General features: G+C 71.6%; 19 protein-coding genes and 1 pseudogene. 12 read left to right on the plus strand and 8 right to left on the minus strand.

Annotated features, from left to right (window positions below; translation table 11 throughout):
• Positions 1 to 841 (minus strand): AMP-binding protein (locus tag VET29_RS07085; RefSeq protein ID WP_324916258.1); only part of this gene is annotated, 841 nt, incomplete at its 3' end.
• Positions 842 to 1,042: 201 nt separating this feature from the next.
• Between VET29_RS07085 and VET29_RS07090 the strand changes: the two genes are divergently transcribed.
• Positions 1,043 to 1,525 carry a DUF1772 domain-containing protein gene (locus VET29_RS07090; RefSeq protein ID WP_324916261.1) on the plus strand — a complete coding sequence of 161 codons (483 nt, stop codon included), beginning with the start codon at positions 1,043 to 1,045 and terminating at the stop codon, positions 1,523 to 1,525.
• A gap of 30 nt (positions 1,526 to 1,555) precedes the next feature.
• On the opposite strand, the gene VET29_RS07095 is transcribed toward VET29_RS07090, so the two are convergent.
• The gene (locus VET29_RS07095) at positions 1,556 to 5,095 is read right to left on the minus strand and encodes a hypothetical protein (RefSeq protein WP_324916264.1); all 3,540 of its coding nucleotides are present in this window, start codon (positions 5,093 to 5,095) and stop codon (positions 1,556 to 1,558) included.
• Between the two features lie 316 nt (positions 5,096 to 5,411).
• Positions 5,412 to 6,512 (minus strand): cytochrome P450, encoded by a 1,101-nt coding sequence (locus VET29_RS07100; RefSeq protein WP_324916267.1) that lies wholly within the window; start codon positions 6,510 to 6,512, stop codon positions 5,412 to 5,414.
• Positions 6,513 to 6,625: 113 nt separating this feature from the next.
• On the opposite strand from VET29_RS07100, the gene VET29_RS07105 reads away from it, so the two are divergent.
• The 8 genes from VET29_RS07105 to VET29_RS07140 are packed head-to-tail and all read left to right on the plus strand — an operon-like array spanning position 6,626 to position 15,492.
• The gene (locus tag VET29_RS07105; RefSeq protein WP_324916270.1) at positions 6,626 to 8,128 is read left to right on the plus strand and encodes a sugar ABC transporter ATP-binding protein; all 1,503 of its coding nucleotides are present in this window, start codon (positions 6,626 to 6,628) and stop codon (positions 8,126 to 8,128) included.
• The gene (locus VET29_RS07110; RefSeq protein ID WP_324916273.1) at positions 8,125 to 9,138 is read left to right on the plus strand and encodes an ABC transporter permease; all 1,014 of its coding nucleotides are present in this window, start codon (positions 8,125 to 8,127) and stop codon (positions 9,136 to 9,138) included. Before VET29_RS07105 ends, VET29_RS07110 begins: the two co-directional genes overlap by 4 nt.
• Positions 9,128 to 10,162 carry an ABC transporter permease gene (locus VET29_RS07115; protein ID WP_324916275.1) on the plus strand — a complete coding sequence of 345 codons (1,035 nt, stop codon included), beginning with the start codon at positions 9,128 to 9,130 and terminating at the stop codon, positions 10,160 to 10,162. Before VET29_RS07110 ends, VET29_RS07115 begins: the two co-directional genes overlap by 11 nt.
• Positions 10,071 to 11,144: a rhamnose ABC transporter substrate-binding protein gene (rhaS, locus tag VET29_RS07120; RefSeq protein ID WP_324916278.1), complete on the plus strand. Its 1,074-nt coding sequence runs from the start codon at positions 10,071 to 10,073 to the stop codon at positions 11,142 to 11,144. The genes VET29_RS07115 and rhaS overlap by 92 nt, the downstream gene beginning before the upstream one ends.
• A 38-nt stretch (positions 11,145 to 11,182) precedes the next feature.
• A complete protein-coding gene (locus tag VET29_RS07125) occupies positions 11,183 to 11,494 on the plus strand; it encodes an L-rhamnose mutarotase (protein WP_324916281.1) in 312 nt (103 codons plus the stop codon).
• Between the two features lie 9 nt (positions 11,495 to 11,503).
• Complete coding sequence (gene rhaI / locus VET29_RS07130; protein WP_324916284.1) at positions 11,504 to 12,670, plus strand: L-rhamnose isomerase; 1,167 nt, start codon at positions 11,504 to 11,506, stop codon at positions 12,668 to 12,670.
• On the plus strand, positions 12,670 to 14,076 hold the full coding sequence (locus tag VET29_RS07135; RefSeq protein ID WP_324916287.1) for a BNR repeat-containing protein: 1,407 nt from the start codon (positions 12,670 to 12,672) through the stop codon (positions 14,074 to 14,076). Before rhaI ends, VET29_RS07135 begins: the two co-directional genes overlap by 1 nt.
• 9 nt (positions 14,077 to 14,085) lie before the next feature.
• Entirely contained in the window at positions 14,086 to 15,492 is a 1,407-nt protein-coding gene (locus VET29_RS07140) for an L-fucose/L-arabinose isomerase family protein (protein ID WP_324916290.1), read from the plus strand.
• 32 nt (positions 15,493 to 15,524) lie between these two features.
• Here VET29_RS07140 and VET29_RS07145 read toward each other — a convergent pair whose 3' ends face one another.
• The gene (locus VET29_RS07145) at positions 15,525 to 16,334 is read right to left on the minus strand and encodes an SAM-dependent methyltransferase (RefSeq protein WP_324916293.1); all 810 of its coding nucleotides are present in this window, start codon (positions 16,332 to 16,334) and stop codon (positions 15,525 to 15,527) included.
• A 74-nt stretch (positions 16,335 to 16,408) separates the two neighbouring features.
• On the opposite strand from VET29_RS07145, the gene VET29_RS07150 reads away from it, so the two are divergent.
• Together VET29_RS07150 and VET29_RS07155 are read left to right on the plus strand one after the other, a co-directional pair.
• The gene (locus tag VET29_RS07150; protein WP_324916296.1) at positions 16,409 to 17,071 is read left to right on the plus strand and encodes an acetoacetate decarboxylase family protein; all 663 of its coding nucleotides are present in this window, start codon (positions 16,409 to 16,411) and stop codon (positions 17,069 to 17,071) included.
• Between the two features lie 5 nt (positions 17,072 to 17,076).
• A pseudogene (locus VET29_RS07155) lies at positions 17,077 to 17,193 on the plus strand (nucleoside hydrolase); the annotation flags it as partial.
• A 68-nt stretch (positions 17,194 to 17,261) separates the two neighbouring features.
• Here the strand turns inward: VET29_RS07155 and VET29_RS07160 are convergent.
• The 3 genes from VET29_RS07160 to VET29_RS07170 are packed head-to-tail and all read right to left on the minus strand — an operon-like array spanning position 17,262 to position 19,334.
• Positions 17,262 to 18,098, minus strand: a complete 837-nt coding sequence (locus tag VET29_RS07160) for an amidohydrolase family protein (RefSeq protein ID WP_324916310.1) — start codon at positions 18,096 to 18,098, stop codon at positions 17,262 to 17,264.
• Positions 18,091 to 19,026, minus strand: a complete 936-nt coding sequence (locus VET29_RS07165) for an aldo/keto reductase (RefSeq protein WP_324916299.1) — start codon at positions 19,024 to 19,026, stop codon at positions 18,091 to 18,093. Before VET29_RS07165 ends, VET29_RS07160 begins: the two co-directional genes overlap by 8 nt.
• Complete coding sequence (locus VET29_RS07170; RefSeq protein WP_324916302.1) at positions 19,023 to 19,334, minus strand: L-rhamnose mutarotase; 312 nt, start codon at positions 19,332 to 19,334, stop codon at positions 19,023 to 19,025. The genes VET29_RS07165 and VET29_RS07170 overlap by 4 nt, the downstream gene beginning before the upstream one ends.
• A gap of 60 nt (positions 19,335 to 19,394) precedes the next feature.
• Here VET29_RS07170 and VET29_RS07175 point away from each other — a divergent pair, with 60 nt between their 5' ends.
• Positions 19,395 to 20,090, plus strand: coding sequence for a FadR/GntR family transcriptional regulator (locus VET29_RS07175; RefSeq protein WP_324916304.1), 696 nt, complete (start codon positions 19,395 to 19,397; stop codon positions 20,088 to 20,090).
• Here VET29_RS07175 and VET29_RS07180 read toward each other — a convergent pair.
• The coding region (locus tag VET29_RS07180; protein WP_324916307.1) for an ABC transporter permease at positions 20,087 to 20,717 on the minus strand (631 nt) is incomplete at its 5' end. The two genes, VET29_RS07175 and VET29_RS07180, sit on opposite strands and share 4 nt — an antisense overlap.

The raw sequence follows: 20,717 nt of genomic DNA on the forward strand, positions 1-20,717 counted from the left end.
CGGTCATGCCGTACCGCTCGACCACGCGCTGCCCGGTCGTGTCGGCCAGGCGCTGGTGGTCGGTCGCCGGCAGCGCGGCCGAGCCGGAGACCAGGAGCCGGGCGCCGCCGATCACCCTCGCGAGCGACGGGTCGGCCGCGCAGTCCAGCGCCAGCCGGTGGTACATGGTCGGCACGCCGAACATCATCGTCGCGCCGGCGGTCAGCGCCTCGCCTGCGGCCTGGGACGAGAACCGGCCGAGGTGCCACACCGTGCCGCCGCGGCGCAGCGGGCCGACCACGCCGATGATCAACCCGTGCACGTGGAACAGCGGCAGCCCGTGCACGAGCACGTCGTCGGCGGTCCACGCCCAGATGTCGGCCAGCGCGTCGAGGTTCGAGGTCACCGCGCGGCGCGGCAGGACCACGCCCTTCGGCGGGCCGGTCGTGCCGGACGTGTACACGACGAACGCCGGGGCCTCCGGGTCCGGCTCGGCGGGCAGGTCCGCCGGACCGCCGGCGTCGAGGGGCACCGGCAGGCGCGGCAGGCCGTCCAGCCCGGCCGGCACGTCGGCGTCCGCCGCGGCGAGCAGCAGGTCGGGGGCGCTGTCGGCCATGATGTGCGCCAGCTCGCGCTCACCGATCCTCGGGTTCAGCGGCACCACCGGCACGCCCGCGACCAGCGCGCCCACCACCGCGACGCAGGTCTCGAGGGTCGGGGTCGCCCAGACCGCCACCCGGGTGCTGCCACGCAGGTCCGCCGCCAGCCGGCCGGCAACCCGGGCCAGCTGCCGGTATGTAAGCGCTTTCACACCGAAGCGCAACGCCTCGCGGTCACTGCCGGACACCAGTTCGGGAAACATGCCACCACTATCGCCCCCCACGAGAGCGGTTGCCTGAAGAAACGGTCGCCAGGCCCGAGCCCGCCCTGACCGGGGTGGCGCCCTGGCACCGATCGTCCGCCGGTCATGCCCGGTCGTCCGAACCGTACATTTCGGTATCTCCCGGCACCCTTCCGCGAGATAGCCTCACGTCACCAGAACGGGACGACCGGGGAGCCGACCTTGCTCATCGTCACCCTCATCGCGGCCTTCCTCAACCTGGTCCTGCTCGGTGCGGCCTTCGGCGTCTTCTTCACCTACTCGAACTCCGTGGTGCCCGGCCTCGACCACGCCGACCCGGAGACGGCCGTCGAGGCCATGCGCAGGATCAACATCGCGATCATCAACCCCACGTTCCTGGTGGCCTTCATCGGTCCGGTGCTCACCGCCGCCGTGACGGGTGCGCTCCTGCTGGGGCTGGACGAGGACGGCGCCGGCTACCTCCACCTCGCCGCCGCGGTCGGCTATCTCGTCGGCTGCCACGTCATCACCGGCCGGGTCAACGTGCCCCTCAACAACGCCCTGGAGAAGGACACCTCCACCGACTGGCAGCGGCGCTGGGCCGGCTTCTCCCCACGCTGGCGCCGCTGGAACGCCGTCCGCACGATCACGAGCGGCCTGTCGCTCCTGCTCTGCGGCATCGGCCTGTACGTCTGGGGCGGCTAGCGTCCCCGTCCGGACGGGTGGTCGCGGCGTTCACCGGCACGGCGGGGCGTACGGGACGGCGGGTAGGTGGGTTCGCCATTCCTTCTGTGTCACCGGGTCGCCGATGCCGGCGCAGATCTTCGCGATGACCGCGTCCTCCCCGGTGTGCCAGTCGTGGACGACCCGGTCGCCGCCGCCCGCGACCAGCTCGTCGCCGGACGGGTGGAAGACGGCCGCGTTGAGCGGGAAACCCGTGTCGGCGAGCACCGCGGCGCTGGTCGGGTGTGCCGGATCGTCGATGCGCCACACGTAGACCGTGCCGTCGATGACGCTTGCCGCCAGCACGTTCCCTCGCGGGTGGAACGCCAGGTCGAGAATCCGGCCCGTCGGCCCGGACACCGGCGAGCCGACCAGGTGCGGCGTCGCCGGCTCGTGCACGTCCCACAACCGCAGGAGGCCGTCCGCGCCGGCCGTGGCGAGCAGCGTCCCGTCCGGGCTGAACGCCGCGGTGTTGACCTGTCCCAGCCGGGCCAGCGGTCGCGGCGCGTGGTGGTCGCGCACGTCGAGGAGGTAGACGTGGTCGTCCGCGGCGGCCACCGCCAGCACCGTGCCGGCCGGGTTCCACGTCACGTCCAGCACCGCCTGGGACGTGCCGCGGAACATCGAGACCGGTTCCCGGTAGGGAGAGCTCCAGATGCGGACCGTCCCGTCCGACGCGCCCGTGGCGAGCAGCGAGCCGTCCGGGCTGAACTCGACCTTCTGGCCGGCGCCACCGATCGTGGCGACCTCGCTCGGCTTCGCGGTGCCGGACAGGCCGAACACCCGCACGTCGTCGTTCACCGTCGGGGCGGCCAGCAGCTCGCCGTCGCGGGTGAGGTCGCCGTCGCCGGTGTACGCGCCACGCATGCCCTTCAGCAGCGGCACATCGTCGTCCCACAGGGAGATGTCGCCCTCGGCGAACACGGCCAGCCGGGTGCCGTCCGCGCTGTAGCGCAGCTCGCCGATCTGCGCTGGCGCGCGGGGCGGCATGGCGTCGTGCAGGTCCCACCGGCGGACCGCGCCGTCGGTCGCGGCGGTGACGACCGCGTCGCCGGCGAACGCCGCCCACCGCACGATGTCCGGGTGCGGCAGCGTCCGCACGACCGTCCACGTCGTGGTGTCCAGCACGTACACCATCGAGTCCGCGCCGCCGGCCACCAGGTAGCGGCCGTCCTGGCTGAACGCGGCCGTCGTGACCCGCAGGTCGGTCAGGCCGCTGAGCGCGCGGCCGGGCCGCGGCGGCCGGGCCGTCACGTCCCACAGGCGGATCGCGTCGTCCTCGGTGCCCCTGACCAGCAGCTGCCCGTCGGGGGAGAACGCCACCATCGGCGCGGGCTTGTCCCGCGACTCGAGGGCCGTGACCTCGGCCGGCGCGGCACCCAGCGACCACACGTGTGCCCTGCCCGCGTCCGTGCCGAACGCCAGCCGGCCGCCGCCGGGCGCGTACGCGACCGAGCGGACCCGCTCGGTGGCGTGGATGCCGGGCAGCTCGCGCGGGAACGGCGGGTCGGCGATCGAGAAGCGGGTGATCTCGTCACCGCCGGCCGCGGCCAGCTCGGTCCCGCTCGGGTCGATGGCGAGCCGGTCGATCACACCCACCACGCCGGAGTAGAAGGAGCAGAGCCGCACCGGCGCGCGTGGCGACGACACGTCCCACAGCGACACCGTGCCGGCGCTGTCGCCGACCGCGAGGAGCCGGTCGTCCGGCGAGAACGTGAGCGCGTACACCTTGGCGGCGGTGGAGGCCGGCCGGTCCACCCCGGCCGGGACGGACGTGATCACGTGGGCCCTGGCCAGCCCGGCGGACGACCGGGTGAACAACGTGACCGCGCCGTCGGTCACGTCGCTCGCCGCGACCAGCCGCCCATCGGGGGACGCGGCGAACGCGGTCGCCCCCGCCCCTCGGTACCTGGCCGGGATGGGCCCGGCCGTGGACTCCAGCAGCGTGGAACGTGCCTCGCTGGTCGGCGCGATCCGGTACCCGGCGATGGCCAGCTGGGCCGCGACCGCGGGATCGGTGACCCGCAGGTTCTGGACCGTCGCCGCGATCCGCTGCGACAGGGCGATGTCGCGGGCCACCGTGGCGTCGGTCCGCGCCCGGTCGGCGACCTCCGCGAACACGGCGGCCGCGACGACGGCGACGACCGCGGCCAGGACCAGCAGCCGCTGCCGCACGGTCCGTCGCCGCGCCGCGAGCGCGGTCCGCCGGGCCAGCGCGTCGCTCTGGTCGAGGAAGTCCTTCTCCACCCGGCTGAGCCGCAACACCCCGGTCAGCTCGGACGAGTGCGCCTTCATCACCTCGAGCCGGCCACCGGACGCCAGCACGGACGGATCCCGCTCGTTCTCCGTCCAGATCCTGGCCGCCTCGCTGATCTTCCGGTGGGCGCGGACCGCCTCGCGGTGGTCGTCGATCCACGCCCGCAGCCGCGGCCACGCCGACAGCATCGTGTCGTGGGCGATCTCGACCGTGCCGTCGTCCACCGTGACCAGCCGCGCGTCGGCCAGCCGGTCGAGCACCACGCCCGCCGCCGGATCGACGCTGCGGATGTCCGCCAGGTCGACCCGCCGCCGGGCCACCGAGTCGTCGATCGACAGCATCCGCAGCAGCAGCTCGGCGGCCAGCTCGCGCTGCGCGGCGTCGAACGCGCCGTAGGTCTCCTCCGCGGTCCGCACCACCGCGCCGTCGATGCCGCCCGCCGCCTCGAAACCGGCGAGCGTGAGCACCGTGCCGCGCCGCCGGCGCCACGTCTCGAGCATCGCGTGCGACAGCAGGGGCAGCACCCCGGCCCGCTCCCTGGCCTCCTGCAACACGGTCGCCACGAGCGCCCGCTCGACCGAGAGGCCGACCGCGGCCGCGGGCCGGGTGAGCGCGTCGCGCAGCTCGTCGGCACACATCGGGCCAACGAGCATCTGGTTGGCCCGCAACGCCTCCGCGAGCACGGGATGCTCGGCACAGCGCCCGAAGTAGTCGGCACGCACGCTCACCACGACACGCAGGTCCGGTTGGGCGAACACCTCGTCGAGGAACTTGGCGCGCTCCTGTGCCCCGCACAGCGTGTACAGCTCCTCGAACTGGTCGATGACCAGGACCGAGCGCACCCGGGGCAGGCGCTCCATCGGCCGCTCCCCCGGCGTCATGATCACCGGCCGGTCCCCCGACAGCGCGGGCACCAACCCGGCGGCCAGCAGCGAGGACTTCCCCGCGCCGGACGCCCCCAGCACCACCGTCACCGCGGACTCGTGGACCCGGTCGGCCAGTTCCGCCACCAGCCGCTCGCGCCCGAAGAACAGGTCGGCGTCCTCGCCGCGGAACCCGGCCATCCCGCGGTACGGCGCGCGTTCCGGCGACATCTCGCCCTCGGCCGCCGCCCGCCAGCGCGCCGACCACTCGTGCTCGTCGCCGGCACAGGCCGTCGCGTACGCCATCGCGACGGCGAAGGTCGGCAGCCGCCGCCCGCCGGCCGCGTCGGCGAGCGTCGACACCGACAACCCTGTGCGCTCGGCCAGTGACCGGTAGGTGGGTGCGCCCGCCCGCGCACGCAACTCGCGCAATGCGACCGCGAATTCCTGTATCGCGCCTTTCGCCGGGTCAACCGGCCGTTCCGGCCGTGGCATGGCGCTCCCCCACTTTGTCCGGACGCGTTGACGCTGTCGAACAACGTCGCCCCACCATAAACATTTGGGCACCGGGTGGGGAGGAAAAAGGTGAGACGCGGCCATGACTGGGGGAGACGGCCGCGATCTCCAACTCTCGGTGCGGGCCGCCGCCTCAGCACCGAGATGGTGCGGTCCCGACGCGAAGGCCACCCCGTCCTTCGCGTCGGGGCCGCACGTCGAACCAAGGGATTCCTTAGGAGTAGGCGTGCCCCTAGCTCCAGCGCACGGGCAGCTCGGGTGGCTTGCGGAAGACCAGGCCGGTCGGGGTAACCGGCGACTCCAGCCGTAGCAACGGGAAACGGTCGAGCAGGCCGTTGACCGCGAGCTCCGCCTCGGCGCGGGCGAGCCGGGCGCCGAGGCAGAAGTGCGGCCCCAGCGCGAAGGCCAGGTTCGCCTTGACGTTGGGGCGGCGCAGGTCGAACGTGTCCGGGTCGGCGAACACGGCCGGGTCGCGGTTCGCGCCGGCGATCGACACGCGCACCAGGTCACCCTTGACGATGTGCGCGCCGGCGACCGAGACGTCGTCGGTGGCGTACCGGTCGACCACGGAGGCGGCCGGCTCCAGTCGCAGCGACTCCTCGATCGCGGCCGGCAGCAGTGACCGGTCGGCGCGGATCTCGTCGAGCACCTCGGGGTGGTCGAGCAGGTGCAGCACCAGGTTGGCGATCATGCTCTCGGTCGTGTCGATGCCGCCGAACATCAGCACGGCCGCGTTCGCCACCATCTCGGCGGGGCTCAGCCCGTCGACGTCGAGTGGGATGCGCGCGCGAAGCGCCCGGACGGCCGCCGCGCCGGCCGCCGTGGGGGGCCGGCCGGCGGTCACCTCGGACACCGACTCGACGAGTGCCGCGTACCAGCCACGCACGGCCGCCGGGTCGATGCCGGTGAGGCCGAGGGCGTCGGCCATGACCTCGACCGCGAGCGGGCCGGCGAAGTCCGCCCGCAGCTCGGCCCGGCCGGCCGGCGCGAGGCCGTCGAGCAGGCGGGCGACGGCCTCGGTCACGAAGCCCGCGAAGTGGTCGCGCACCGGCGCCGGCCGGAACGGCGGCACGTACGGGTCACGGTGGCGCGCGTGCTCCGCGCCGTCGAGCGAGAGCATGCTCGGGCCGACGACGGTCGCCGTCGAGAACCGCGGATCGTCCACAGTGAACGCCGCCGCGTCCCGCATCACCCGCGCCGCCAGCGCGTGTTCGGTGACCAGCCAGCCGTCGAGCACGGGAAGCCACGACACCGGCTCGGTCGCGCGCAGCCGCGCGAGCACCGGGTGCGGGTCGGCGGTCAGCTCGTCGAGCGTGATCGGGAACGGGGCCACGGTAACGAGTAAACACGGGAGCGGAGCGACCCGTCGGACACACCTTGACGAGCTCGCTCACTCTCGACTACGTTCCGACTGAAACGTTTCACAACCGTGCAGGCGGTGAGCTCGTGACGGCATTGACGCCCCCGCTGCTCGAGCTGCGCGACGTCCACAAGTCCTTCGCCGCGGTGCACGCGCTGCGGGGCGTGTCGCTCGAGCTGCGTGCCGGCGAGGTCCACGGCCTGGCGGGCGAGAACGGCGCCGGCAAGTCGACGGTCGTCCGCGTCATCGGCGGCGAGCACCGGCCCGACGCGGGCGAGGTGCTGGTCGACGGCGAGCCGGTGCACTTCGCCGGGCCGCGCGACGCGCAGCAGGCCGGCATCGCGGTGATCCACCAGGAGCCGACGCAGTTCCCCGACCTCACGGTCGCGGAGAACGTGTTCATGGGCCGCCAGCCGCTGCGGTCCTTCCGCCGCATCGACCGGGCGGCGATGAACAGCCGCGCGGCGGAGCTCTTCGACTCGCTCGGCGTGCCCATCGACCCCGGCCGCGTCACGCGCGGGCTGTCGATCGCCGACCAGCAGATCATCGAGATCGGCAAGGCGCTGACGGCGGACGCGCGGATCATCGTGATGGACGAGCCGACCGCCGCACTGTCCACAGTGGAGGCACAGCGGCTGTTCCGGGTGGTGGCGCGGCTCGTGGAGAACGGCGCGGCGCTGCTGTTCATCTCGCACCGGCTCGAGGAGATGTACGAGATCTGCCAGCGGGTCACGGTGCTGCGGGACGGGTCGTTCGTGACCTCGTCGCCGATGGGCTCGATCACCCGCGACGAGCTGGTCCGCAGCATGGTCGGCCGGTCGGTGGAGCAGCTGTACCCGGCCCGGGACCACGAGGCCGGCGACGAGGCACTGGTGGTGACCGGGCTGCGCCGGGACGGGGTGTTCGCGGACGTGTCGTTCTCGGTGCGGCGCGGGGAGATCGTGGGCCTCGCAGGGCTCGTGGGGTCGGGCCGGTCCGAGGTCGCGCGGGCGATCTTCGGTGTGGACACGCTGGACGCCGGGACGGTCACGGTCGGCGGCAGGCGGTTGTCCGGCGGCGATCCCCGCGCGGCGATCGAGGCCGGGGTCGCGATGGTCCCCGAGGACCGGCGTGAACAGGGGCTGATCCTGGACCTGTCGATCGAGCGCAACGCGACGCTGCCCCAGCTGGGGGCGGTGGCCCGGTGGGGTCTCGTGCGGCGGTCGCGGGAGCGGGCGGTGGCGTCCGCGTGGACCGACAGGCTCGGCGTGAAGCGGCGGCGGGTGACCGACGCGGTGGCCACGCTGTCCGGCGGCAACCAGCAGAAAGTGGTGCTGGGCAAGTGGCTCGCGACCGAGCCGGTCGTGCTGATCGTGGACGAGCCGACCCGCGGCATCGACATCGGCGCGAAGGTGGAGGTGCACGCGCTGCTGTCGGACCTGGCCGCGCGGGGCATCGCGGTGCTGATGATCTCGTCCGAGCTGTCGGAGGTACTGGGGATGGCCGACCGTGTGCTGGTCATGCACGAGGGCCGGCTGACGGCGGAGCTGGCCAAGGAGGAGGCGACGGAGGAGAAGGTCCTCCAGGCGGCGACGGGGGGTGCGGCGTGACCAGAGCCTCCGCCAGGGAGTCCGCGTTCGCCGGACGCGAGCTGGGCATCGTCGTCGCGTTCGTCGCGGTGGTGGCCGCCGCGACGATCACGCGGCCGACCTTCCTGTCCGGGCAGGGGATCCACGACCTGCTCCTGAACGCCTCGATCATCGCGCTGCTCGCGATCGGGCAGGCGCTGCTCGTGATCACCCGCAACATCGACCTGTCGGTCGGGTCGGTCATGGGCCTGTCCGCCTACCTGTCCGGGCAGCTCTTCCTCGTCGACAAGGATCTTCCGATCGTCGTGGTGGTGCTCGCCGGCATCGCGCTCGGCGCGGTGTGCGGGGCCGTCAACGGCGCGCTCGTCGCCATCGCGAAGGTGCCGGCGCTGGTGGTCACGCTCGGGACGCTGTACGTGTTCCGCGGCATCGACTACGCGTGGGCGTCGGGCACCGACACCACGCAGATCAACGCCTACCAGATGCCTTCCGGGTTCCTGTCGCTCGGTTCCGGCTCGGTGCTCGGGGTGCCCAACCTGTCGCTCATCGCGCTGGTCGTGCTGGCCATCGCCGCATACGGGCTGCACAACTTCCGTGCCGGCCGGGAACTGTACGCGATCGGCTCGAACCCCGACGCCGCGCGGCTCGCGGGCATCCCGACCGGGCGGCGGGTATTCGGCGCGTTCGTGATCTCCGGCGCGCTGGTCGGGCTGGGCGGGGTCATGCACGCCGCCTACTTCGGCACCATCAACGCGTCCGTCGGCAACGGCCGGGAACTGGCCGTGGTGGCCGCGGTCGTCGTCGGCGGCGTGGCGATCTTCGGCGGCAGCGGGACCGTGGTCGGGGCGGCGCTCGGCGCGCTGCTGCTGACCACGATCACGAGCGCGCTGCCGATCCTCGGCGTGCCGGCCTTCTGGCAGCGGGCCGTCGACGGCGCGGCGCTGCTGGTCGCCATCTCGCTCGACCGGGCGTTCATGGTGCGGCTCGCCCAACGACTGCGGGCCGAGAGGGCGGTGCGCCGTGCTGGCTAGGTTGCTGCGCTGGGAAAGCGTGCTGCTCGTCCTCTGTGTCGCGGTGTTCGCCGCCGGCTCGTTCAGCGACGGGTTCGGCGAGACGAGCAACATCAGCTTCCTGCTGCTGGACTACAGCGAGGTCGCGCTGCTCGCGTTCGCGCTGCTGCCGATCGTCCTGACCGGCGAGATCGACCTGTCCGTGGCGTCCACACTGGGTTTCTGCTCGGCGCTGACCGGGAAGCTGTGGGACGGCGGCATGTCGTTCGAGACGATCGTGCCGATCGTGCTCGTGGCGGGGATCGTGCTCGGCTCGGTGAACGCCACCCTCATCATCCGGTTCGGGCTGCCCTCGCTCGCCGTCACCATCGGCACGCTCGGGCTCTACCGCGGCCTCGCCTACGTGCTGCTCGGCGACGGCGCGGTCACCGGGTTCCCGGAGAACTATCGTCCACTCGCGACGGACTCGATCGGCGGCGACTCGTTCCTGCCGTACGCCACGATACTGGTGCTCGTGGTCGGCGCGCTCGTGGCCGTCCTCGTGCACATGACGACGATCGGCCGGTCGCTGTACGCTATCGGCCTCGGCGCCCAGACCGCCCGGTTCTCCGGAATCCGGGTCAACCGCATCAAGTTCTCGCTGTACCTGCTGTCCGGGGCGCTCGCCGCGATCGCCTCGCTGGTCTACACCCTGCGCTACAACAGTGCCCGCGCCGACAACGCCAACGGCATGGAACTGGTCGCGGTGGCCGCCGTGCTGCTCGGCGGGGTGTCGATCTTCGGTGGGCGCGGCACCGTGCTCGGCGTGGCCATGGCGTTGCTCGCCATGGCCGGGCTGCGCAACGTGTTGTTCCTCGACGATGTCAGCAACGAGATCCAGAACGTCATCACGGGCTTGCTACTGATTCTCTCCGTACTCGTCCCGGTCGTGTTCAAACCGAGGAGGACCAAGGATGTTCCGCTCGAACCGTCTGTTGTGGACACTGAGCGCCGGCCTGGCGCTGACGCTGGTGGCCGGCTGCGGCGGGACCACCAAGGGGTCTGATGCCGCGTCCGGCGACGGCGGCAGCGCGACCGGGCGTCAGGCCGACCCCAACGCGAAGGTCAAGGAGGGCCTGAAGATCGCCTTCCTGCCCAAGGAGATCGACAACCCGTACGAGGTGCTGGTCGACAAGGGTGGCGTCGACGCCGTCAAGGAGCTGAAGGGCGACGGCAAGGAGGTCGGGCCGTCCGACGCGTCCGCGTCCTCCCAGGTGTCCTACATCAACACGCTGATCCAGCAGAAGCAGGACGCGATCGTCATCGCCGCCAACGACCCGAACGCGGTCGCGCCGGCGCTGAAGGACGCGATGAGCAAGGGCATCGCGGTCGTCACCTACGATTCCGACGCCGCGACCGACGCCCGGCAGATCTTCGTCAACCAGGCCGACTCCGAGGAGATCGGCCGGTCCCAGGTGAAGCTGGTCGCCGAGCAGATCGGTGGCAGCGGCAAGATCGCGATCCTGTCCGCGACGCCGAACGCGACGAACCAGAACACCTGGATCAAGTACATGCAGGACGAGCTGAAGAAGCCCGAGTACGCGAACATCCAGCTCGCGAAGATCGCCTACGGTGACGACGACGACCAGAAGTCCTTCCAGGAGGCCCAGGGCCTGCTGCAGTCGATCCCCGACCTGAAGGGCATCATCGCCCCGACCACGGTCGGCATCTCCGCGGCTGCGCGGTACCTGTCGACCTCACCGTACAAGGGCAAGGTGAAGCTCACCGGCCTCGGCACGCCGAACCAGATGCGTGAGTTCGTCAAGGACGGCACGGTCACCGAGTTCGCGCTGTGGAACCCGGTGGAGCTGGGTTACCTGGCCGGCTACGCGGCGGCCTCGCTGGCGTCCGGCCAGATCAGCGGCAAGGAAGGCGAGAAGTTCAAGGCCGGCAAGCTGGGCGACTACACGATCGGCAAGAACGGCGAGATCATCCTCGGCCCGCCGACCACCTTCAACAAGGACAACATCGACGACTTCGACTTCTGAACGGGGCCCGAGGAGTGAGCATTTCCGCGCCACGACGCGTGGCGTTTCTCCTGAAGGTCAAGGCCGACCGGGTCGAGGAGTACTCGGCCCGGCACGCCGAGGTCTGGCCGGACATGCTGGCGGCGCTGCGGGAGACCGGCTGGCGGAACTACTCTCTGTTCCTGCGGCCGGACGGGTTGCTCGTCGGGTACTTCGAGACCGACGACCTCGACGCGGCGCTCGCCGGGATGGCGTCGAGAGAAGTGAACGACCGCTGGCAGAACGACATGGCGCAGTTCTTCGAAGGACTTGGTGGTGGCGCGCCCGACGAGGGCATCACGCCACTGCAGGAGGTTTTCCACCTCGACTAGGAGCAGGATATGGCCGACACGGCAGCTGTCAGGGCGGCGCTGCGTACCCAGCACATCGAGACCCCGTCGTGGGCGTACGGCAACTCCGGCACCCGCTTCAAGGTGTTCACGCAGGAGGGCGTGCCGCGCGACGCGTTCGAGAAGGTCGACGACGCGGCCACGGTCCACCGGTTCACGGGGGTGGCGCCGTCGGTCGCGCTGCACATCCCGTGGGACCGCGTCGACGACTACGGTGCGCTCGCCAGGCACGCCGGGGAGGTCGGCATCGCGCTCGGCGCGATCAACCCGAACGTGTTCCAGGAGGACGAGTACAAGCTCGGCAGCGTCTGCAACCCGGACGAGACCGTGCGCCGCAAGGCACTCGACCACCTCCTCGAGTGCGTCGACATCATGGACGTCACCGGCTCGAAGGACCTCTCGCTCTGGTTCGCCGACGGCACCAACTACCCCGGCCAGGACTCGATCCGGGGCCGTCAGGAGCGGCTTTCCGAGGCACTGCACCGGGTCTACGAGCGGCTCGGCGACAACCAGCGGATGCTGGTGGAGTACAAGCTCTTCGAGCCCGCGTTCTACACGATGGACGTGCCGGACTGGGGCACGAGCTACGCGCACTGCGTCGACCTCGGCCCGAAGGCGAAGGTGCTGGTGGACACCGGCCACCACGCGCCGGGCACCAACATCGAGTTCATCGTCGCGTTCCTGCTCCACCGCGACCGGCTCGGCGGCTTCCACTTCAACTCGCGGTTCTACGCCGACGACGACCTGATGGTCGGCGCGGCCGACCCGTACCAGCTGTTCCGGATCATGGTGGAGATCGTGCTCGGCGGCGGTCTCGACGCCGCCGCGGGCGTGGCGTTCATGCTCGACCAGTGCCACAACATCGAGCCGAAGATCCCGGCGCTGATCCGGTCCGTCCTCAACGTGCAGGAGGCGACCGCGAAGGCACTGCTCGTCGACCAGGACGCACTCCGTGCGGCGCAACAGAACGGGGACGTGCTGGAGGCCAACGCGGCCCTGACGGACGCGTTCGCCACCGACGTGCGCCCGCTGCTCGCCGAGGTGCGCGAGGACCTCGGCATCGACCCGGACCCGATCGGCGCGTACCGCCGGTCGGGCCACTTCGACAAGATCCGCGCCGAGCGGGCAGGCGGTGCGCCGGCTGGTTGGGGGGCGTGATGAGCGGGGCCCGCGGGCGAGGTGCCGTCACGAGAAGGCTGGGGGCTCTGCTCGCCTGCGTGCTGCTGGCGGGCGCGGTGACCGGGACCCCGGCCGTGGCGCAGCCGGCCGCACCGGCCGTGACCCTGCTGCGCGACACCCAACTCGACCCGGCCGCGCTGTACTTCGTGTCCTACGACGGGCTGGTGAACAACGAGTCGTTCCAGCAGGACGCGATCCTGACCTACGTCGGCTACCAGTACACCGCCTGGTACACGGCGGACCGCGGCGCGGTCGTGGCGAGGCGTGCCCTCCCGGCCGGCGCCTGGCAGAAGGTCGCGCTCCCCCACCAGCTGTCCACGGACGACTCGCACAACGTCATCTCGCTCGGCGTCTCACCGAGGGACGGCCGGCTGCACATCGCGATGGACACCCACAACACGCCGGTGTTCTACGTGAAGTCCCGCGCCGGCCTGGCCTCCGCCCCGCCGGCCGACTGGTCACTGGCCGACTTCGGTGCGGTGCAACGGACTCTCGACGGCGTCGACCTCGGCGGCATCAGCTACCCGCAGTTCGTCGTCACGCCCGATCGCCGGCTGCAGCTCAGCTTCCGCACCGGCGGCTCCGGGAACGGCGCCAACGAGCTGGCCGAGTACGACGGCTCGTGGCGCAGGCTCGGCAGGTGGACGTCCGCGACCGGCAGCTGGACAGGGCCGAACGGCGTGGTGAGCACGACCCGGAACATGTACCTGCACGGCCTCACGTACGACTCCCGCGGCCGCCTGCACGCGGCGTTCACGTGGCGGGAGGGCAACACGGGTGTGCTGTGCAACGCCGGCGGCCTCACCAACCACGACACCGGCTACGTGTACAGCGACGACATGGGCCGCACGTGGCACGCCGGCGGCGGCGCCGCCGTCGCCACGCCGGTCGCGGTCGACCAGTCGCTGGTCGTCGACCCGCTGGATCCCAACCACGGCCTGATGAACCAGGAGAGCCAGGCCATCGACTCGACCGGCACGCCACACGTGGTCATCAGCTACGTGCCGGGCCGGTTCACCCAGTGCGTCACGAGCTACGCGGCGGACCGGACCAGGTGGGCACGCACGTTCCACCTGACCCGCGGGGCGGACGGCACGTGGACCAAGCACGAGGTGCCGATCCCGCCGAACGCCACCGGCCGCACGAAGATCGTGTTCGACGGTGCCGACAACGCGTACCTGGTCATGCCGTTCGGCAAGATCGTCGCCGCGTCGAAGGCGAGTGGCTGGACCGACTGGACCACCCTCTTCGACCGGCCCGGCATGAACGTGTTCGGCGAGGTCGACGTCAGCCTGGTGAACGGCGTGCTTTCCGTGCTATACCAGCAGAAGTCGTCCGGCACGACGCCGTCGCCGATCCGCGTGGCCGACTTCCGGATCGGGTGAGGAGTTGTCGTGAACGACAGGAGGCGGCCGAGAATCGGCCTGGTGGCGGGCGGGCTCGGCGCGTACTGGCCACAGTTCCCCGACCTGCTGCCGACGCTGAAGGAGTCGTCGCGGTACGTCAGCGAGCGGATCGCTGGCTACGACGCGGACATCGTCGACGTCGGGTTCATCTCCGACGAGCGGGAGGGCGCCGTCGCCGCGGAGAAGCTGCGCGAGGCGGGCTGCGACCTGATCGTCGGCTTCCTCACCACTTACCTGACCGCGACCATGCTCATGCCGGTGGCGCAGCGAAGCGGCGCACCGGTGCTGCTGATCAACCTCCAGCCGACCGAGTCCATGGACCACGCGACGTTCGACACCGGCCAGTGGCTGGCGTACTGCGGCGCGTGCCCGCTGCCGGAGATGGCGAACGCGTTCACCCGCGCTGGCGTCGAGTTCCGCAGCGTGTCCGGGTACCTGCGGGACGAGCGGGCGTGGACGCGCATCGGTGCCTGGATCCGGGCGGCGAGCGTGCGGAAGGTGTTGCGGCACGGTCGACATGGGCTGATGGGGCACCTGTACCCCGGGATGTACGACGTGGCGACGGACCTGTCGATGGTGAACGCCCACTTCGGCGGGCACGTGGAGGTACTGGAGTTCGACGACCTGCGGGTGCGCGTCGAGGAAGCCACGGAGTCCGAGGTGGACGCCCGGGTGGCCGAGGCAAGCGAGACCTTCGAGGTGACCGAGTCGGTCGTCGAGGAGGACTTCGCCTGGGGCGCGCGGGTCTCCGTCGGCCTGGACCGGCTGGTGGCGGACTTCGACCTGGACAGTCTCGCCTACTACCACCGGGGCCTGAACGGCGAGCAGCACGAACGGCTGGGCGCCGGCATGATCCTCGGGGCGAGTCTGCTGACCGCGCGCGGGATCCCGGCGGCGGGCGAGTACGAGCTACGCACGAGCCTGGCGATGCTGATCCTGGACGTGCTGGGCGCGGGCGGGTCGTTCACCGAGTTCCAGGCGCTGGACTTCACGCGCGGGCACGTGGAGATGGGGCACGACGGTCCGGCACACCTGGCCATCTCGGCGAAGAAGCCGCTGCTGCGCGGGTTGGGCGTGTTCCACGGCAAGCGCGGCTGGGGCGTGTCGGTGGAGTTCGACGTGGCGACGGGGCCGGTGACGCTGCTGGGCGTCGGCCAGACCCGCGACGGCCGCTACACGCTGGTGGCCGCCGAGGGCGTGGTCGCCGACGGCCCACACATGAGGATCGGCAACACCACGAGCCGCGTCGACTTCGGCCGTGATCCCGGCGAGTGGACCGACGACTGGTCGGCCAGCGGGGTCGGCCACCACTGGGCGCTCGGCACCGGCCACCGCCTGACCGAGATCCGCGCGGTGGCAAGCCTTCTTGGCGTGGACCTGATCACCGTCGGCTGACTCGCGGTGTGCGGCCCGGCCGCGGTTCGTGGTCAGCGGGTGGCGGTGCACAGCACCGTCGCGTTGATCGAGGGTAGGTCGACGTGCGGGGGCAGTGGCCGGCCGTAGGACTCGGCCATCGCCGGGATCCGGTCCACGACCGCGTGCCAGCCGTGTGCCGCCAGCCAGCCGACCGGATCGTCCAGACAGGACTGGAAACCGGCGCCCATCCGCCGCGCCACCGCCTCGGTGTCACGGAGGGGCGCGCGGTCGATCGCCGTGCTCCGCATGTGGTCGAAGGCCAACCGGCTGCCCGGCGCGGACAGCGTGGTCAGGATGTCCACGATGCGGTCGTTGTCCTCCCGGGTCAGGTAGAGCAACAGCCCCTCCACCAGCCACGCGGTCGGTGTCGCGGGGTCGAAACCGGCCGCCCGCAACGGTTCCGACCAGTCCTCGCGGAGGTCCGCCGGCACCGCGGTCCGCGTGCAGCCGGCCACCGCGCCGTGCGTCGCCAGCACGGCCTCCTTGAACTCGAACACACCCGGCAGGTCCAGCTCGAAGAACCGCACCCCGGCCGGGCAGGCCAACCGGAACGCACGGCTGTCCAGCCCGGCGGCGAGCGCCACCACCTGCGACAACCCCGCTTCGCGCAGGTAGTCGTCGTAGAAACGGGTGCGGATGGCGAGGAACTCGACGGCGCCGGGCGGCAGCGCCAGGCTGTCGGCGGCGTCCAGCCCCGCCGCCGCGACGAACGCCCCGGCGAGCCGGTCGTCGAACAGCCGGTCGGTTCTCGCCCCCTCGGCGGCCCTCATCTTCGCCACCCACAACGCCGTCCGGCCGATACCCCGCAGTTCCTGGCTCACACCCAAGTGTCCTACTCCTCGCGCCGCATGCCGTCCATCCCCGCTCCTGCTAGCTTTCGAGGCAGGAGGCCGCCATGAACCGTGACGAGATGTTGAACCTGACCGGCATCCCGCAGACCACGCTCGCCGACGGCGTGGCACTGCCCGACCACGCCCCGCCCGCGCCGTGGCGCACGTCGATGCGGGCGGTGGTCTGGCAGGCACTGCCCACCCGTGCGGCGCGGCGGGCGGCGGGTTCGGTGCCCGGCCGGCCCGCGCTGGTGCTCGGCGGCCTGATCAGCTACGACGACACGCCGGTCGGCCCCTACGACGAGGTCGTGGGGATCGTGGGACTGTTGGCTGGCAGGGGTGTCGCGGCCACCGTGCCGTTCATCGCCGTGGACTCGCCGGCGAGCGTGGTCGGCGGCCGGTCGAACTGGGCGCTGCCCAAGACGCTGGCTCGCTTCACCGGCGAGCCGTCGACCGAGATGACCGCGAGCGGCCCGGACTGGTCCGTGCACGTGACGGTGCGGGCGCTGGGTTTCGCGGTCCCGTTCAGGACCCGGGGCCGGCTACGGCAGCCGTGGCCCGGCGGCGGCGTGCGGCATGCCAGCCTGGGCATGTCGGGCAGGGCCCGGCCCGCCCTGGTCCACGTGCGCGTCGAGGCCGCGCCCACGCTCAGCGGGTGGCTGCGCGGCGGCTGGCATCTCGGCGCGGCAATCGAGGGCGCGACCGGCCACTTCGGGCCGGCCCAGTGAACCAGGTGATCATCGACACCGACCCCGGGATCGACGACGCCATCGCGATCCTCATGGCGCTGGCCGAACTTGACGTGCTCGGGCTGACCACGGTGTTCGGCAACTGCGCAGTCGACGTCGCGAACGCGTCCCGCGATCTCCAGCAGCGCCAGCGCGTTGCGGGTCGACGCGGCGGGCGTGGTCGATCTGGTCAGCCGCCTTCTGGGCTGAGCGGGTACGCCCGGGTCGCCGTGCCGCCGAAGACCTCTTCCCGTTCCGAGGTGGACAGTGCCGACGTGTACGACCGCGCCGCCTCGTGGACCTGTGCGTAGGTGGCGGCCAGCTCGCACACCGGCCAGTCCGAGCCGAACATCACCCGGTCCGGGCCGAACGACGCCAGGACGTGCTCGGCGTACGGGCGGATCTCGTCGACCGTCCACCTGGTCCAGTCGGCCTCGGTCACCAGGCCGGACAGCTTGCAGAACACGTTGGGACGCATGGAAAGCGACGACAGGAACGCCGCCCACGGTTCGTAGCCGCCGTCGGCGATGGCCGGCTTGCCGGCGTGGTCCAGCACCAGCCGCACGCCCGGCACGGCGTCGGCCAGCTCCACCGCGGCCGCGTGCTGCGGGGGCTTCACCAGGAGGTCGTACGAGAGCCCGGCCGCGGCCACCGCCGTGATGCCGCGGACCACCTCCGGGCGCAGCAGCCAGCGGGGGTCGGGCTCGTCCTGTGCCTGGTGGCGGATGCCGACCAGCGCGTCACCGCCAGGACTCGACCGCAACGACGCGAGCCTGTCCGCGATGTCCGGCGCGGTCAGGTCCACCCAGCCCACCACGCCCGCGACCAGCGACGACGATGCGGCGACGCCGAGGAACTCCAACGTCTCCTCGACCGACGGCACGGTCTGCACCAGGACCGTCGCCGACGCGGGCGTCACCGCCCGCAGGTCGGCCTCCGTGTACGGGCGCCTGATCGGGCCCAGGCCTGCCAGCCAGTCGTAGTTCCGGCGCGTGGGGTCCCACAGGTGATGGTGGGCGTCAACCAGCTGCACGCAGCAGTCCTTCCTCCGCCAGCGCGGTCCACAGCGCCGGCGGCACCTCGACCGCCGCCCGCGCGACGTTCGTCCGCACCTGCGCCACCGAGCTCGCGCCCAGCACGACCGACTCGACGGCCGGATGCGCGGCCACCAACGCGATCGCCGCGGCCGGCAGCTCGACCCCGAACCGCGTGCACACGTCCGCGATCCGCCGCGCCTTCTCGACCAGCTCGGGCGGCGCCGCCGCGTAGTTGTACGTGGTGCCCGGCGACGGGGTGGCCAGGATGCCGCTGTTGTACACGCCGGCCGCCATCACCCGCACGCCGCGCTCGACGCACAGCGGCAGCAGCTCGTCCAGTGCCGGCTGTTCCAGCAGCGTGTACCGGCCGGCCAGCATGATCATGTCCACATCGGACTCGCGGACGAACCTCGCCAGGACGTCGTCGAAGTTCATGCCGAGGCCGACGTGGGACACCACGCCCTGCGCACGCAGCTCGACCAGTGCCGGCACCGCGCCCGCCAGCGCCTCCTCGACGTGGTCCTCGCAGTCGTGCACGAACACGATGTCGACGCGGTCCATGTCCAGGCGCGCCAGGCTGGCCTCCAGCGAGCGGAGCACCCCGTCCCGCGAGTAGTCGAGGCGGCGGACCTGCGTGGCTGGCACGTCGAAGCCCTGCGTGTCGCGCTCCACGCCCGTGTAAGCCGGGTTCGCCTCGATCAGCCTGCCCACCTTCGTGGACAGCACGTACTCGTCCCTCGGCAGCCCCGCCAGCGCCACGCCCAGCCTGCGCTCGGACAGGCCGAGGCCGTAGTGCGGCGCGGTGTCGAAGTACCGGATGCCCTGCGACCAGGCCTCGCCGACGATCGCGTAAGCGCTTTCATCGCTCATGGCCCGGTACAGGTTGCCCAGCTGGGCACAGCCGAGTCCGAGCCTCATGCCGGCAGCTCCCACACCAGCTTGATGCCCAGGTCGTCACCGGAGTAGTCGTCCTCGACGGCCAGCAGCGCGGACATGCGCTCCTGCCACGGGATGTTGGCCGGGTGGTCACGCAGCGCGTGCCGCATGGCCTGGTAGTCCTCGACCTCCAACACGTGGAACAGGTCGAGGCCGTCACGAAAGATGGCCCACGCTGTTACGCCGGCATCACGCAACGCGATCTCCAGGTCACGAGGGATGACCGCATGCACCTGTTCGTACTCCTCCTCCCGACCCGGCTTGAGGCGAGTGTGCAGTGCTACACGCATCCGTTCACCTTTCGTGGCACTCTAGGAAGACAAACATCCGAGGTTTGAAGGGTCCAGTACATGCCGGTCACCGACGAAGCGATCGACAAGATCAAGGGCATGATCATCTCGGGTGAGCTCGCGCCCGGCGACCGGCTCCCCAAGGAGGCCGACCTCGCCCAGCGCCTCGGCCTGTCGCGCAGCTCGCTGCGGGAGGCCGTCAAGGCACTGTGCCTGATCCGGGTGCTCGACGTCCGGCAGGGCGACGGCACGTACGTGACGAGCCTCGAACCGGACCTGCTGCTCGACGCCATGACGTTCGTGGTCGACTTCCACCGCGACGACACCGTGCTCGACTTCCTCGCCGTCCGGCGGATCCTCGAGCCGGCCGCCACCGCGATGGCCGCGAGCCGGATGACCGACGAGGACGTCGCCTCGCTGGAGAAGCTCCTGGAGGGGCTGGAGGAGTCGCCGACCGTCGAGTCGCTCGTCGCCAACGACCTGGAGTTCCACCGCCGCATCGCGCTCGGCAGCGGCAACCCGGTGCTGTGCTCGCTGATCGACAGCCTGTCCGGGCCGACGACCCGCGCGCGGATCTGGCGCGGCCTCACCCAGGAGGGCGCGGTCGCGAAGACCCGCGAGCAGCACCGCGCGATCTACGAGGCCATCGCCGGCCGCGAGCCGGAGCTGGCCCGCTCGTGGGCGACGGTGCACGTCGCCGGCGTCGAGCAGTGGCTGCGCAACGCGCTCGGTTCCGCGGAGCATGAGGGATCCTAGGACTGTGGTCTCCCACCGGTGAAGCGGGCGAGCATGAGCGACAGCAGGATGATCCCGCCGTAGACGGCCTGGATCCAGAACGACTGCACCTGCGCGAGCGTCAGGAGGTTCTCCACCACGGCGAGCAGGAGCACGCCGGTGAGCGCGCCGAACATCGTGCCGCGCCCGCCGTCGAGGGAGATGCCGCCGATGACCGCGGCCGCGAAGACCGTGAAGATCATCCCGTCGCCCTGGTTGGCGTTGATGGCGCCGACGTACCCGGTCAGCACCAGCCCGCCGAGCGAGGCCAGCACACCGGCCACGACGAACACCAGCCACGAGATGCGGTCGACGTCGATGCCGGCGGCCCGCGCGGCCTCGGCGTTGCCGCCGATCGCGTACAGCGAGCGGCCGGCCCGGTGGTACCGCAACAGGAAGCCGACCACGCCGTACAGGACGAGCGCGAGCCACACGGAGATCGGCAGGCCGGCGAACGTGGCCGTGGCGAGCGTGAAGAACGGGTCCGGCATGTCGAACAGGGTCCTGCCCTCGGTCGTGCCGACCAGGAGTCCTCTGAGGACGATCAGCATCGCGAGCGTGACGATGAACGCGTTCAGCCCGAGCTTCACGATGAGGAAGCCGTTGACC

Source organism: Actinophytocola sp. (assembly GCF_035634895.1).
Lineage (GTDB): Bacteria > Actinomycetota > Actinomycetes > Mycobacteriales > Pseudonocardiaceae > Actinophytocola.